The 15,267-nt window shown below is 55.9% G+C and carries 13 protein-coding genes; 4 read left to right on the forward strand and 9 right to left on the reverse strand.

The genetic code is table 11. From position 1 onward, the window contains the following. Positions 1 to 96: 96 nt before the first annotated feature. Positions 97 to 1,509, forward strand: coding sequence for a cardiolipin synthase (cls, locus tag RXV90_RS12830; protein WP_316649163.1), 1,413 nt, complete (start codon positions 97 to 99; stop codon positions 1,507 to 1,509). Here the strand turns inward: cls and RXV90_RS12835 are convergent, their stop codons facing one another. Then, complete coding sequence (locus RXV90_RS12835) at positions 1,510 to 1,959, reverse strand: hypothetical protein (RefSeq protein WP_316649164.1); 450 nt, start codon at positions 1,957 to 1,959, stop codon at positions 1,510 to 1,512. A gap of 274 nt (positions 1,960 to 2,233) precedes the next feature. On the opposite strand from RXV90_RS12835, the gene RXV90_RS12840 reads away from it, so the two are divergent. Beyond that, positions 2,234 to 2,995: a YbaY family lipoprotein gene (locus RXV90_RS12840; RefSeq protein ID WP_316649165.1), complete on the forward strand. Its 762-nt coding sequence runs from the start codon at positions 2,234 to 2,236 to the stop codon at positions 2,993 to 2,995. Between the two features lie 76 nt (positions 2,996 to 3,071). Here RXV90_RS12840 and RXV90_RS12845 read toward each other — a convergent pair whose 3' ends face one another. The 5 genes from RXV90_RS12845 to RXV90_RS12865 form a co-directional block, all read right to left on the reverse strand. After that, on the reverse strand, positions 3,072 to 3,434 hold the full coding sequence (locus RXV90_RS12845) for a hypothetical protein (protein ID WP_316649166.1): 363 nt from the start codon (positions 3,432 to 3,434) through the stop codon (positions 3,072 to 3,074). Between the two features lie 144 nt (positions 3,435 to 3,578). Further along, entirely contained in the window at positions 3,579 to 3,908 is a 330-nt protein-coding gene (locus tag RXV90_RS12850) for a potassium channel family protein (RefSeq protein WP_316649167.1), read from the reverse strand. A 26-nt stretch (positions 3,909 to 3,934) separates the two neighbouring features. Beyond that, a complete protein-coding gene (locus RXV90_RS12855; protein WP_316649168.1) occupies positions 3,935 to 5,926 on the reverse strand; it encodes a multiheme c-type cytochrome in 1,992 nt (663 codons plus the stop codon). Positions 5,927 to 5,933: 7 nt separating this feature from the next. Continuing rightward, the gene (locus RXV90_RS12860; RefSeq protein WP_316649169.1) at positions 5,934 to 6,872 is read right to left on the reverse strand and encodes a SphA family protein; all 939 of its coding nucleotides are present in this window, start codon (positions 6,870 to 6,872) and stop codon (positions 5,934 to 5,936) included. A gap of 143 nt (positions 6,873 to 7,015) precedes the next feature. Then, complete coding sequence (locus RXV90_RS12865; protein ID WP_316649171.1) at positions 7,016 to 8,593, reverse strand: arylsulfatase; 1,578 nt, start codon at positions 8,591 to 8,593, stop codon at positions 7,016 to 7,018. A gap of 293 nt (positions 8,594 to 8,886) precedes the next feature. Here RXV90_RS12865 and RXV90_RS12870 point away from each other — a divergent pair, with 293 nt between their 5' ends. Together RXV90_RS12870 and RXV90_RS12875 are read left to right on the forward strand one after the other, a co-directional pair. Next, on the forward strand, positions 8,887 to 9,888 hold the full coding sequence (locus RXV90_RS12870; RefSeq protein ID WP_316649172.1) for a ligand-gated ion channel: 1,002 nt from the start codon (positions 8,887 to 8,889) through the stop codon (positions 9,886 to 9,888). Positions 9,889 to 10,098: 210 nt separating this feature from the next. Next, positions 10,099 to 10,968, forward strand: a complete 870-nt coding sequence (locus tag RXV90_RS12875; RefSeq protein ID WP_316649285.1) for an ABC transporter transmembrane domain-containing protein — start codon at positions 10,099 to 10,101, stop codon at positions 10,966 to 10,968. 276 nt (positions 10,969 to 11,244) lie between these two features. Here RXV90_RS12875 and RXV90_RS12880 read toward each other — a convergent pair whose 3' ends face one another. The 3 genes from RXV90_RS12880 to RXV90_RS12890 all read right to left on the reverse strand — a co-directional run bounded on the left by RXV90_RS12880 (position 11,245) and on the right by RXV90_RS12890 (position 15,256). Beyond that, positions 11,245 to 12,243, reverse strand: coding sequence for a HupE/UreJ family protein (locus RXV90_RS12880; RefSeq protein ID WP_316649173.1), 999 nt, complete (start codon positions 12,241 to 12,243; stop codon positions 11,245 to 11,247). Continuing rightward, on the reverse strand, positions 12,240 to 13,070 hold the full coding sequence (locus RXV90_RS12885; protein WP_316649174.1) for a peptidylprolyl isomerase: 831 nt from the start codon (positions 13,068 to 13,070) through the stop codon (positions 12,240 to 12,242). The genes RXV90_RS12880 and RXV90_RS12885 overlap by 4 nt, the downstream gene beginning before the upstream one ends. Positions 13,071 to 13,345: 275 nt before the next feature. After that, positions 13,346 to 15,256: a DUF3604 domain-containing protein gene (locus tag RXV90_RS12890; protein WP_316649175.1), complete on the reverse strand. Its 1,911-nt coding sequence runs from the start codon at positions 15,254 to 15,256 to the stop codon at positions 13,346 to 13,348. Positions 15,257 to 15,267 lie beyond the last annotated feature (11 nt).

The raw sequence follows: 15,267 nt of genomic DNA on the forward strand, positions 1-15,267 counted from the left end.
CGCAGGTTACAGGCGCACAACGGATATTGACTTATTATTGGAGCCCGGAAAACCTTCACCTATGCTGATCGAAGCAATCCATCACCGGCCGCCGACATGAATTCAATCAGTTTAATCGCTGGTGGCGCGATCATTATCCAGATCACAGCCATCTACTGTATCTGGAAGGCAATCACCTCGGCGCGCACCCCGCAAAGCTCTATTGGCTGGTCGATTTTTCTCATTTCGGCGCCGGTCATTGCAGTTCCGGCCTATCTCTTTTTCGGTCACCACCGTTACAGGGGCTACGAGATTTCGCGCCGTTCGAGCGAGCGCGTAATACGTGGGGTGGAGTATCAGCAGATCGAACATCCGATGGCGTCCAAGCCCGCCGTGGACCCAACAGCACTAGAGAAAATCGCCGATTTCCGAGCCGTCGGCGGCAATGCGTTTCGCATTCTGATCGATGGGCAGGAGACGTTCGAGGCCATCTTTGCCGCGATCGATCAAGCCAAGAACTACGTTCTCGTCCAGTTCTTTATCGTCCACGACGATGAGATCGGGCGTGACCTTCAGAGACATCTGATCTCAGCGGCGGAGCGTGGCGTCAAGGTCAGATTTCTAGTTGACCCGGTTGGAAGCCACGGGCTTTCGAAGGACTATACCTCCCTGCTCCGAAAGGCCGGTGTGGAGGTCGCCGCCCGCGCACGTGGAAACCGCCCTCGGCACCGCTTCCAAATCAATTTCAGAAATCACCGGAAGACCGTGGTGGTTGACGGACAGACCGGGTTCGTCGGCGGGCACAACGTCGGTGACGAATATCTCGGGCGCAGTGAGGAGTTTGGGCCATGGCGCGATACCCACCTCGAAATGCGGGGCCCGGTCGTCGCGCAAGCTCAGTTGATATTTGCCGAGGACTGGCACTGGGTGATCGGCACTGACCTTATCGACGAGTTACACTGGTCGCCCGAAGCACAGCCCGAGAACCGGTCCGCATTGGTCGTGCCCACCGGTCCAGGCGATGTGCTGGACACCGGCACCCTGTTCTTTTTTAACGCGATCGCAGCTGCGCAGGATCGTGTCTGGATCGCCTCGCCCTATCTCGTCCCGGATCAGGAAGTCCTCGTAGCGCTGAAGCACGCGGCGCTGCTTGGTCGGGATGTCCGACTGATCGTTCCGGATGCTGTCGACCACTGGCTACCCTGGTTGGCCTCCTTCGCTTATTACACGGAGCTTCTACGCGCCGGAGTGCGGATCTTTCGATACAAGGAAGGCTTTATGCACCAGAAGGTTGTCCTCGTCGATCATGGCTTCGCGGCCATCGGTACCTCGAACCTGGACAATCGGTCGTTTAGGCTGAACTTCGAAATGATGGTGACTGTCCTTGACGAGGCAATCGCTGCGCAGACCGAGGAGTTTCTGAAACGGGACATGGCCCGCTCATTCGAAGTAAAGACAGCCTTCGAGGGCCGGTCACTCGCCATTCGGGTCGGTTCGCACATTGCCCGCTTGTTCGCCCCTCTGCTCTGACTATGCGCCCGTTTCTGAGGACGCGCCAGAAAACCTCCCGATCCAGTCGGTCACCAAATCTTCGATTTCTCGAAGTATTGCCGCGACGGCGTAGTCTATAAGTTCGGTGGATGAAGTCCGGATCTGTTCAAGTCTCTCGTTCAGATCATGTAATTCCGCTTCAAGCGCGTCGAGCCTTGTGTAAAGCCCATCCAGGATCACCGGTTCTTCACGATCCGCCAATGCGTCAATATCCCGCCTGACTTCCCGGATCTCTCCGGCCACCATACCAACCTGCTGCCCCAACTCGCTGATGTTGTCTGTTGTCGAGGCGATATTCTCGCTGACGTTCTCAACAGTCGAAAGGACGCTCCACCCGAGCCACAGGCACAACGCAGCCAGAAGAAGCGTGGCATTGATGAGAGCGAGTAGCAGATCCTTCAGAAGCCTGGAAAAGCGCGTACCGGTCATTGGATGGCTCCTGCTCATCATGGTCTATTCATCAGGTCGCATGGATGCCCGCCCTGCATCAAGACCCTGCCTGTTGCTTGTCTTGACGGACGATACAATATCGGCACAAATCCGGTTTGCGCTTGGAATTGAACCCCGACGCGCTACTGTTCCAGACCACCCGTGAATCCGAATATGAAGCTTGTGTTTACGGGAAATAGACTGCTGCTGCCGAACCAACGATACGTGTTTCGGACTAATGCAGTTTTCGGGTAAAAATTGAGGAGTTCGAAGCATGCTGGCTGTTACTCGGGCGGTTGTTGCTATTTTTGTTTCAGTTTTCCTGGCTTCAGGCTCGATAGCCGAAACAAGGACCGTAGATGTGACGGTAAGCTATCGAGAGAGGATCGCACTGCCACCGAAAGCCGAAGTTCAGGTCGAAATTCAGGATGTTTCGCGCGCTGACTCACCCGCTGAAGTCCTAAACTTCCAGCGCGTCGCGATCTCTCGCGTGCCGATGACGCTTCGCCTTGTCGTAGATGAGGACCAGATTGATGAAAGGCACAGCTACACTGTGAGGGGTTCGATCTATTCGGGTGACCAGGTCCTCTTCCGCTCAACGACCGCTACCCCGGTTCTAACCCGAGGCGCGCCCGACGATGTGGACCTTCTGCTTGTGTCCGCGACACCGTCATCCGCGGCCACCGCACCCGCGAACCCTATCGCCGGTGTGCAATGGGCAGCCTTCGAACTGGGAGGTCGCATGTTGATCCTCGAAGACCCGCCGACTATCGTTTTCGACACTGACGGCAGCTTCGCGCTGTATGCCGGATGCAACCGCTTCGCCGGATCGGCCTCCATCGGTGACCGAACCATCGCCTTTCCTGAAACGATGGCAGGCACGAGAATGGCTTGCCCAGATGATCGTGCAAAGCTGGAGCAGGACGTGCTCGACGCGCTCAGCTCTGCTACTGCCTTTGTCCGAAACGACGCTTTGCTGTCAATGACGAATTCGAACGGAGTTACAGTGGTCCGTTTCAACGACCGCCCTAGGTAAATCTCCGGCGATTTCTGTCCGCCTCAATCGCTTGCAGTCGCATGGCACGAAGCTCACTCAGGAGGGACCTTGTGGGTTACTCCAGCAACCATCGACCGTCTGAACTCATGCAACGCTTGAAGCGCAGTACTTCTGCCACTTCCGAACCTTTGGCGTTGAGGGAATGCTCAACCACTGCACATCGACGATCTTCACTCACGGTTGCTATCTTCGCGAAGCCGAACGACTTCGACGTCTCGTTGCGCCATCCAATCTTCGTGCCCGGCACAGGCGCCCCGCTTGCAAAAAGGCGGCGCCCAGCCTCTTCAGCCGCTGAAATGTCCGCCGCAGTCAGGTCGGTATCCTTGAAGATACTCGCAAACTGGGCCTGCCCAGGACTGCTCAGAACAAGTCCGAACAGAAAAAATGCAAACATCATTGGACGGTTGAAATTGCTCATTGACCTCAACATCTACTCTCCTGTGATCATGTCAGCTTCGTCTGACAGGTTAACATTTCTCACCTGATTTCTTGGAAGGCGTCACACCAATCGTGTTTGATCGAGTTCAAAGCACGCAGAGGGTATCCATGCGCGAGTTGCAATTTAATCTTTGTCAGGGTCTTCCAACCGACGCTTCAACAACGCTTCCGCTACCGCGCTCGCTGACGCCACAAAAACACCCAATCCGACCATAATGTAGACGATGCAAATGATCTTTCCAAACGTGGTCTCAGGGGTCAAATCACCATACCCAACGGTTGATATCGTGACCACCGCAAAGAAGGCGGCATCGATCAACGGCCAGCCCTCGACCAGCCAAAATGCGATCGTTGCTCCTGCGATCAGTGTAAACGTGAAGCCGATCAGACCCATCACACGCGGATTGGAAAAGACATCTCGTAAACCGCGATAAATGCTCAGGAATGCATTCATGGACAAGTCCTTCCTCCGCCGCCGTTTCAGTTGCGGCCAAGATCCGACGCAATGGCAAGAAGGGCGGAATTGTCCGGCAGGACTTCCAGCGCCCTGTCTAATGCCCGCAGCGCGGCCGTTCTGCCTTCTGTCGCCGCTTTTATCCTCACGATCATTACCCAGGCATCCGAAAGTTGCGGGTCAAGGCGAACCACCTCCTCGAACGCGGAAAGTGCCTGAGGGATTGCCCGCATGGTCAGGGCCATACCAGCAAGCTGCAACTGCGTTTCCGGGAAGTCGAGGCGGCCGGCCAATGCATTGCTCCAGTCCCGCATCGCGGCACCGAAGTTATTTCTTTGCTCAGAAGATAAATCATCTGTTGGGACACCGAGTAACGCGCGCGCAGCTGAGATACGGACAGTCCGGACGGGATCCTCGAGAGCTTCGGATAGAACTCGGAAACGCACGTCCGGCGGCGCGGCCTTTTGAGCCCGGGCCGCCGCCGCTCTGACAATAGGATCTGGATCTGAAACAAGCTGAGATAGTTTTTCTAACTCTCCGGGGGCGTTGGCATCTTCGAGAAGCCAGAGAGCCGTAGCCCGAACAATCCCGGGACGTGATCTGTCCAAGGCAAGCCCGACAAGGTCGAGTGCAGCCGTTTCCGGATCTCTACGTCCCTTTGCGAGCGTCTGCCCATAGTGTTCTGTTCCGATCCGACCGTTTGGAAACCGGCTCGTTATCTCAGCCGCCGCCCAGGCTGGATCCCGGTCCTCATGGCAAGATGTACATGCATCAGGCGCCCCGGTTTCGGAGGTAAGGTCAGGTCTGGGAACACGGAAAGAGTGATCGGCACGCCAATCGATTCCCATGTATACCCTTTCCGGCATGTGGCACGACTTGCACTGCGCCGCAGCAGAACCCTGCGGATGAAAATGATGGCTCGGGTCGTCGTAGAGATCACGTCTGAGACTGGTAAATTCAATGTTCCCAGCCGGAGAATGACACTGTGTACAGACGGCATTCCCCGTCGCGATTAGCTTCGACGAATGCGGATCATGGCAGTTCTTACAACCGACACCCTTTTCGTACATCCGCGACTGCAGGAAAGATCCGTAAACATATACCTCGTCCAGTATCTGGCCGTCGGCATGATAAAGGCCGGGGCGAAGCGTCGCCAGATCATAGCTATCGTGAAATGGCGTACCGGGTGTCGGCGTCGTCCGGGCCTGTGTTTCCCGTCGAGAATGGCATGACCCACATTGCTGGACGGTCGCTTCGGTCGACGCGAAGGACTGGGTAAATCCGAACTCATCCAGATCCACACCATAATCCTTACCGATATGATGCTTTTCGGCCCACTCGAGGTGCGCGCTGCCGGGACCGTGGCACGCCTCGCACCCTACGCCAATTTCCGCTTGCCTCGAAGCATAGCTCCGCCTTGCTGGGTCGTAGTTCTTTTCATAGCCAGTTGCGTGGCATTCCGCGCAGCGCGAATTCCAGTTCTTGTACGGGCCCGTCCAATGAAGACCGTCGTCAGGCAAAAGTTCCTGATCCGGATAGAGGTGAAACCATTCTCCTTCCAGCCGGTCCCAAACGACGTCAAAGCTCTGAAGACGCCCCGGTTCCGTCTCAAACAAATATTGCTGTAAGGGCTCGATCCCGACCACTGAATGAACACTGTAAGATTTGGTCGTGCCATCAAGTTCGGTAACTGAGGCCCGATACTCCCCATCCTTCATGCTGAAGCGAACGGTCATCCCATCCTGCGAAAAGCTCGTACCGTCAAAGTCTGCAACGATGGTATCCTCAGACGGCCACGTCCACGCGAGCGCGTGATGCGATTTTCTCCAGGCCTTTGCCTCTCGTTCATGACACTCCACACACGCTGTTGATCCGACATAATTGGGGTTCGCAACAGCACCACTTGGCCAAGAAACCGAAGCAACCAGCCAGACGAAAATTGAACCCGTAAGAACAGACCCTACATCGATGCCGATTGGCGAGAAGGTACTTCTTGCAAAATTACCGGGACGCATCATTTGCGGATTAGAACGGCAAGGCAAGTGTCAGGAAAAGTGCTTCTCCTTCAAGACGGTTCCGAGCGTCGAACTCGTTGAGGTACTTCGCGCGCAAGGAAACCGGACGTTGCGCAATGCTGAAATTATAGGCTGCCGTCAGCCCGACTGCGGTGACTTCTCCCTTGAAACTTCCAAGCACGGCCCCGGATCCACTGTCTCCAGTCAGCTGCTTATAGTGATACCCGATGACGCCGACCGAGAATTCTGGCGATAGCGACTTCGACACAGCCCATTCGAAGTGAAATTCATCACCGGTTTCATAGTTTGTGTCTTTGTTCTCTCCATTGAAGGTTGTCCCAACGGCAGCCGAAAAATCCCACCCCGTATCTGGATCGATATAACTTACGGCAAACGTAAGGTCGGCACCCCATCGGTTGAACGACACGTTGGCAATGCTGTTTTCATTATAGTCACCGATTGGAACATTGATCAGCGTCGCCGCGGTATAATGCAGATTGCCGCTGTGCCAGCCAACCTGCGCGCCAATAACGGGATCGCCGAATGTGAACACATCCCTCGAGACCGAAAGTGGTCCGGGTGAGAGCGATGCTTCCACGTCCTGGTACCCAATCGGCAGTGTCACTGAGTAGGCCAGGTTGCCACCTAAGAACTCGGTGGGCGTGGACCAAAGCATGCTGACCAGGTTCACGACGGCATCAGCCTCCAGACCAGCAACAATTCGACCGCCCGTCGGTATATTTAGGCTCGCTTCTGCCGACCCCGAATAAAAGTATAAATCGTTCTGGAGGTATGTTCCCGGCGGTGGTACGACACCCGCTGCGGGCCCACGCGAGCCCAGCAGGTAGAAACCCACGCCGCTTTCCGCAGCTCGCGTGTGCGTTGCAGATACGAGCAATGCAATCGAGGTGAAGGCGACAGTTAGTCCGGATACTGCAATTCTATGCATTCTATTAGGTCCTGGATAGCGAGAGGGTAATGAGCCGGTGATCGGCTTGCTCCAAATACTTTAATATTCCTCAAGATCGGGGGATGCCACCCACAGTACAGCGGGGCGGCCATCGCCGCCCCGCTTGAAATCTTGGCCTTCTTCTACTGCATACCCTTGCTAATGAAATCCTCCACCACATTCGACATATCGAAGGACGAGCCGCCCTGCACGGGGGGGAAATCCACCAAACTCTGGAGGTGCTCGGCCATCAGTACATTCATCGGCTGGAACAGCCACGAAATCTTTTGGAGCAGATGAGCCTGGGCACTGATGTCATCATAGCTCTCGTAGGGGTCTGCCCGAAGATTGTACATCATCGGCATCGTCTGTGGCTGGATCGGAGCATAGTAGTCTTCCTTGGTGGAGAAGTGCATTTTCCAAGGCCCCATGCGCACAGCCATGATCTGGCTTTCATAGTAGTGGAAGATATGGTTGCGCGCCGACTGCTCCTCTTCTCCTAGCCAGTAAGGTAGGTTGTTAACACCGTCGATGTACTGATCCATTTCCTCGCGTACACGAGTCACAGGGTCTTCGATACCAGCAGCAACAGCAAGAGACGTGAACATGTCCTCGTGCGCCTGAATTCCATTTCGCGTCACGCCTTCAGGCAGAACGCCGGGCCAGCGAATTACCGACGGCACCCGGATGCCACCTTCATATGTCGTCATCTTCTCACCCCGGAACGGCGTCGTGCCCCCGTGCGGCCATGACGAATGCTCCGGCCCGTTGTCGGTCGAGTACCACACGATTGTGTTCTCACTCAGTCCTTGCTCGTCCAACCAGTCGAGAACGCTGCCAATGTCGTTGTCGTGTTCGATGATGCCTGAGCCATAGAAATCGTATTCGGAGGTGTATTCCTCTGCCAGATAGCGGCTTTCATCACGCAGACGCGTATAGAGATGCATACGGCTGGTGTTTAGCCACACGAAGAACGGCTCTCCTGCCTCCTGCGAGGCCGCCATGAAGTCGAGCGCCTTGGGGATCATCTCTTCGGTATCGAAAGTCTTCATCCTCTCCTGGGTGAGCGGCCCAGTATCCTCGATCGTCTGGTTGCCGACCACGCCGAAGCGTTCGCTTTCGGTCGCGTCGAACTCCTCGGTGGCGAATGTGTGCAACACGCCTCGCGTGCCGAATTGCTCCTCATAGGCCTCCAGCGAACCTGAGTAGGATTCGGCGAACAGCTGGTAGTCGCGCTGCTCCGCCTCTTCCTGCGTGTTGAGGTGATACAGGTTCCCGAAGAACTCGTCGAAGCCGTGATTGGTCGGCAGGTGCTCATTCCGGTCGCCAAGATGGTTCTTACCGAATTGCCCGGTTCGGTAACCTTCTGCCTTCAGCAACTCCGCAAGGGTCGGCGACTCAACTTGCAGACCCAATGGAGACCCTGGCTGCCCCACTGTCGTCATCCCTGACCGGATCGGATACTGCCCCGTTATGAAGGCGGCACGTCCAGCGGTACAGCTTGGCTGCGCGTAATGATCGGTGAACAGTATGCCTTCTTCTGCGATCCGATCGATGTTGGGAGTGGAATACCCCATGACTGCGTGATTGTAGGCAGACAGGTTCGCCCACCCGACATCGTCTCCCCAGATCACGAGAATGTTCGGACGCTCCTCCTGAGCGTAGGCGGCAGCGCCTAATGAAGAAGCAACAACGACACTCAAAAGCCCTTTTCTCAACATTAAAGAGTCTCCCTAGATAGAATAGCGGTAGCTAAACACTCCCCATTTCAGTTTTAGAGCACGAAGAACGAAAGTCCACCTCGCAGATTCATCGAAGGCAAACCGTTACAGGAAGGCCCTAAATCACCATCCTTATGTAACCTTTTAAGGTGGCGCCGCTGTTGAAACCCCTCTTGAAAAAGTTGTGAAGCCAATCTGCGCTTATCAGCTAGAAGTTGAAAAAAAAATGAACTTGCAGGAAGCTACAGACCAAGAGTGGTTTTCGATGGATTCGCGCACCGATGAGAGTGTTTTTGACGATCTTGGCACTCATACTTTCGACCAATTTTGCCATGGCCTTGTGCGAGCTCCCTCTGATGCGAACAGATCAACGGCCCGAGCCGGAAGCGCGACCAACCGAAATAACAGTTTCATTTATAGTTTCCGATATTCTCGGCGTAGATGATCTTAACCAGCAGATTGAGATCGATTTTTTCGTTCGATTAATTTGGGCAGACCCTCGGATCGCCAAATTGAAGGGATGCCGCTTTCAAAGGGCGAAAGTTTGGACGCCGGATATATACGTATACAACTCCTCCAATGCACGGTCACGGCTCGAACAGGCGCGCGAGCAGGTCGTCGTTCGCGAAGATGGCCTGATATCTTATCGCCAAAGACTGACCGGAAGGTTTTCAAGTTATCACAACCTCGAAGAATTCCCGTTCGACAGCCAAAACTTCCGAATAGTTTTCGGGCCGATCAACTCTGATGCCAGTGAATTATTTTTTCGGATCGATGAAAGCGAAAGTTGGCTAGCCGATCGACTTAATCTCGAAGGTTGGACAGTCGATGGAATTTCCATCCAGTCAAATTCGAATTTACGAGAAGTCGATGGACGGAATGTAAGTACTGTTACCCTTACGATCAGCGCCACCCGGAACGCAATGTACTATGTGCTACGTATAATGGTTCCACTGAGTTTCGTTGTCGCGATGTCCTGGTTCATCTTTTGGGTGCCCCCAACTCGGTTCGAGTTTCAGATCGGTCTCGGCGCGACGTCTATGCTGACTATGATAGCTTTCATGCTGTCTATTTCCGGAAGTTTGCCAGCTCTGGGATACCTCACAGTGCTCGACAAGATCCTGATCTGGTCAATATCGTTGGTCTTTCTATCGATGACAGAAGCGCTGATATCGGGCCTGTTGGTTCTCACGAACCGTGAGAAAACTGCACTGAAATTAGATAGGTTATCGCGCATTCTTGCGCCGGCTCTTCTGGCTCTCGGTTGGTCCCTAATCTGGCATGGGATTATTTGATTACCGAACCGATTCCAGCTCTCCCCTGGAATGTCACAACGAACTGGATGAAATGACATAGACATATCCTCTTAATCGTTGACAATATGTGCCAGCCGGTTCACCACAGAACAGCAGTCCAACTAGGGCACCTCTGCACAGAGACCGCTCATGTTAAAAATGTATCGCGCGATATGGCGAGTAAGCGGACCCAAACAAATCTTGCTCGTCGTGCTATCGATAGGAATAGCCGCGCTTGCGGCCGCGCCACTTAAATTCCAGCAAGAAATCGTCAACCTTATTTCCACTGGGTCCTTCGCAATCTCTCAACTTTTATTGTTGGGAACCGGAATGTCGGGAGTAATTCTTGCCAGCCTTGGCCTCAAGTGGCTAATGGGATATTTGTCCCAACTGTTGGGTGAAGACGTAATTCGTCGCATCCGCAATGGGCTCGTATCCGACGCCGTCATGGATCCTGCATCCCAAGGCGCGAGACACAGGGGAGCATTGTCCACCGCGATATCGGCAGAAGCCGAAGACCTTGGAAAATTTGCGGGGAGCGCATTTTCGGAACCGGTGATGCAGGTAGGCACTCTCATAAGCGTCGTAGGCTTCGTGGCGGCGACACAGCCGGGGCTCGGAGTAATCGCTTTTTCAATGATTTTGCCACAGATCATGATTGTCCTTTTCACGCAGCGTAAAGTTAACGCATTTCTGGCCGAACGCGTTCGTATGCTGCGCCATTCAACGGATATGATAGCGTCCGCCGATCTCCAGTCTATCTCGCAGGAGGTCACCGAAGAATTCGACCGGATCTATGAGACCAGGCGAAAGATGTTCAGGTGGAAGCTTTCGACCAAATTCGTTCTCAGCGCAATAAACGGTGGAGGCACGGTTCTGGTCCTCGTACTTGGTGGGTGGTTCGTGGCACAGGGAAAGACTGATGTGGGGACGGTCGTCGCGGCTACCATCGGGCTCGACAGGCTGAGGGATCCCACGATGTATCTGATTTCGTTTTATCGTCAGGTCAGCGCGAACCGGGTGAAGTTTCAACTCCTACGAGATATGCTTGTACATAGAGTTGAATCCGACGTGGGTTAACTAGGTTTGAATTTTCCAATTCGGGGGAGGAGTTCCGATAGCCAGAGGCGGGACGCCTCGGTGTAACTGGATTATTCCCGGCAGACCCGTCTCTGGCTGACCGCGCCTACGGTATTCATGCGACCGGTCATCCGATTAAAGTGGCACAGCGAATCTAATTGTCAAATTCTGCGGAAAAGGCGCGGCTCGTTGAAGCCCCGACCGGTAGAAATTATGTGACGAATTTCGACTGAAATCGTCATCGCGAAAATTGTTGACCGCGTTCAAGGCTCGCGATCAAAAACCCGCAATCCGGTCAATCATCCAAAAGGATGCTGTACTGCCAATGCCATAGCTTGCGACCCGCGTCAGGGGGTCGGTTCGGGTCTTGATTTGGGGATATAACCGTAAGGCCGCGGCTCTTAGTGCCAGGACTAGAATGATGAACAGGATCTGACCGATCTCGACGCCCACGTTGAACGAGAAAAGTGCCAGCGGAATGTCACCCTCGGGGAGGCCAATCTCACGTAGCGCTCCGGCAAAGCCCAAACCGTGCATAAGGCCGAAGGCGAACGATACGACCCAGGGATAGCGCCCAGCCACCGGATCACGGGCCTCTGGCGGTAGAGACAGTTCATAGGCGAGAAACACAATAGAAAGCGCAATCACCGCTTCGACCGGCGGAGGCGGAACGTTCAGCCAACCCAGCGAGGCTGCCGCCAGCGTGATGCTATGGGCGCCTGTGAACGCTGTGACTGCCCAGAAAAGCCTACTGCGGCCACGGATTAGCAGCATGAGCGCGAAGACGAACAACAGGTGGTCGACGCCCTCAAGAATGTGCGTGACACCGAGCCCGATATAGCTCCACAGGATATCGATCACACCGGGATTTTCGGGAACGGTAAACGCGGTTTCGGCCGAGGTGAGGCGATATACTTGCGCCCGTCCTGGCTGGAGTTCGTAGCGGACCAGCGTGTCTGTGCGTGTCCTGTCGAGCCCCTCGATTGCGATCGCACCGCCCTCGAGCCCGCCCGGGCAGGTAGCGACCCAGCCGGTCGTCCATGCGCGCCCGTCGAAAACAGGCGGAGGAGGTGTCCCATTGGTGCAATTTCTGGGCAAAACCACGTCTATGGGCATCGGCCGGCCGCTCAAATCAGGCGCGCGCCAAATTACCCTCCAGCGGTCCTGCCCCATGGAAGCCAGATCAAGGTAGCCTGGATCGAGCGCATGGGCCGAGAGAGGCGCTGGCAAGCAGGTGGAGATAAGGATCAGCACGGCCACCAGAAGCCGCTTCATTGGTTCAGCACCTTTTCCGCATCCGGCAAAGTAACGGAGTAACGGTCCAGCAGTGCCTGACCAAAGGTCTCGCGCATCTCCCGCATCTGCAAAGCGCGCCACTCGGCCTCTACACGATCGCGGATCTCGGACAGCGGAGGGAGAAATGCGTCGGTTCTGTCGGTCACCCGCACAAGATGCTGCCCATACCCGCTCTTGACCGGCCCCTCCCATCGGCCCTTCGGCAAATCGACCAGCGCTTCGTGAAACCTCTCTCCAAAGGTCCGGTCGATGATTGGCGCGGGCGTGATCGGAACTGAGGGCGGCAGCAAGCTCGGTGAACCCAATTCCGAAGGCGCGGCCCCACTTTCCAAGGCGGCTCGAACCTCGTCCACCGCGGCATCTGGCGGCAACATGATCTGGTCGAAGGCAATGCGAGCCGGCTGCAGAAAGCGCTCGGGGGCCTCGTCAAGATAAGACTGCAAGATGGCGTCGTTTGCCTCTAGCGCAGCGGCACCCGATTCCGCGAGAAAGCGTATCTTCTGGTTCAGCCGCTGCCGGATAACCGCGTCGCCGCGGTCGAGACCGAGAGCGAGGGCCTCCCGGACATTGGCCTCCTCCAGCGCCCAGGACCGCATCAACCCGTCGAGCTCCTGCCTCGTCGGCTCCCGGTTCCATGTGGCGGTGAACTGCTGAACCAGGCGACTCGCGTCTTGCTCAGTCAAGATAATTTCACCCGGTGGCGCCGCGGTAGGTTCGTCTTCGAGGGCTGCGAAAACAATGAAGATCAACGCGCCAAGCGCAAAGAAATGGAAGAGCGGTGAATGAAGGATCCCACGCAGGTTCATCGGTGCTTTTTAGCTCGGTTTTTCTCTGTACGGTAGGGAGCATCCATCGTCCAGATGCCATAAATTTAATGGCCGAAAGCGGGAAGTGTTGGCTCACGTGGGGTGAACACGGTATCGTCCGGTCGCTCCATCCGTTTTAACTAGGCCAGATTCTTTGCGTCGCCACTATGGCGAAGAAACCGGTGAGACGAGCGAAGGTATGGTGTAATGTACCGCGCCGGTCTCCAACGCTAACAAGGTGGGGGAGCGTTCCGCCGTTCCCCCGTCATCCCATCTCAACCCTGTGGCGTGTACCAGATCGGCGAGGTATAGGCGCGCTCCTGCTGCGTCGCTCGCTTGCCTTCCGGTATCTCGACACCGAAAAATGCGGCATCGTAGGTCAGCCAGCTCGGCGTCGGAATTTCGAGGACGCGGACGTAGTAGAACGCGCGCTGCGTCGGATCGAAGTCCGGGTCCTGCCAGAAGCCTTGAAGGAACGGCTCGCCGATGGAGTTGGTATAGGTCGCCGCCGGGACGTCGACCGTATTGCCGGCCGCTGGCAGCTTGCCATCCGCTCCCAGCTCGCGATCGTCCGACCACGCGACATCGAAAACCCGTTCCTCGGTCGTGCCGTCGGGCGTTGTCCAGCCCTTAATAATTTGTACCCGGTCGAGGTTCGCGCCGTCGGGATCGCGGATTGCCCGGATGAGGAACCCGGGCGCCGCACCCTCCGGAGCCGCAGCCAGGTCGCCGCCCATGGGAACACCGTTGTTGTAGCCGTGGGCCGCGAAGTCCGAGCGTTCAAGGTCGCTTTCTTCAAAGCCGAAACCACCGAAGACACGCACGCGCAGCCGAGTGCCAGTGGTCGCGAAGGTCTCCTTCCGCTTCATCGCATCCCAGAGCGCTTCGCGGGTGTTTTCCCTTGCCCAGACCGCGGCAAGGCCCGCCGCAAGTCCATCTCCGACAATTTGGTCATCCGACGGATCGTCCGGCGTGAAACGGCCAGTGATCTGCTCCTCAAAGCGGATTGGGTCGGCCGTCGGCTCAACAAGTGTCACCTTGCCAAAGAAGTTGTTCTCTTGCGCTGTCGAAAGACCAGTGTGACTGTCAGTAGAGCCCACCACACCCATTTTGAACGGGTTCACGCCGAGTTCGGCCTCGTAGGCCAATCCGCGCTTCCAGGCCGCGCGGGCGTATTCCCGCGGCAGCATTTCCGGCGTCTTGGGCTGTTCACCAAAACTGCCCTTGTCCCAGGTATAGTAATCGGCAAACTCATCCTGCGGCGAGAGCATCGGGTGCGCCTCGCCATCGCCCTTGATCTGGGTAACTTCATAGATCGGTTCCCATCTCTGCCGGCGCTCGGCGTAGTCTGCGCTGAGCGGTTCGCCTGACAGGGTCACGTCGTCGAACATCAGCCCGTTCGAGAGGTTTCCATTGTGTGGAATGGCCAACAGGCGGCCACCCGTCAACTCTTCGTAGTCGGCCATCCACTGCCAGAGATCCTCTGGATCATCGCTGTTGTAAGTGGAGAACGGGACGACTTGGTCCGCCAGTTCCTTGCCGTCGCGGAAAATGACGTTCCGATGCAGGTTGTTGCCGTCAGGGCCCGAGGTCCACTCGTAGCCAATGAACGCGGTAAAGCTGCCGGGCTGGTTGTGCCGTTCTGCTGCCTCGGTGACGCGGGACCACATGGTTTCGTCGAGACCGGACCCGGCCATCGGGTCGCCTCCGCCCGGTGTGTTCACAGCCCCGAACCACTGTACATAGGTTTCGTCGCGCGCGTCGATTGTCCGCGGCGCGTAGGTTTCTGCAAGGGTACGGGCCCAGTCATTATAGTCAAGAAGCGGGCTCTGCTCCTCTAACGCGATGGCTATGCCCAAATTTTCAGAGTGATCAGCCACAACCAGGAAATCGAGCGGCCTTTTCAGGCGTGCCGGTATGCCTTGCGAAGAGATGACTTCCTCACCTTTGGCAAAGCGGAAGGCATCGTCCGGCGTCGTGGTCGCGAGGGCAAGACCCGCATCGGCTGAAAAGGCAGTGTGAAGATGCGTATCGCCGAAGAACACCTGGTTTGGGAAGTCCTCCTGCAGGTAGGGCGAGTATTCAATCTCCCGATCGGGGAAAGAATGCCCGAGCTCCTGAGAAAATGTAGGATACGCAAAACAGAGGGTTAATATCGTGGTAAAAAGATAGATCGCGTTTTTCATATATATACCTG

The organism is Ovoidimarina sediminis (genome assembly GCF_032586175.1).
Taxonomy (GTDB): domain Bacteria; phylum Pseudomonadota; class Alphaproteobacteria; order Rhodobacterales; family Rhodobacteraceae; genus Ovoidimarina; species Ovoidimarina sediminis.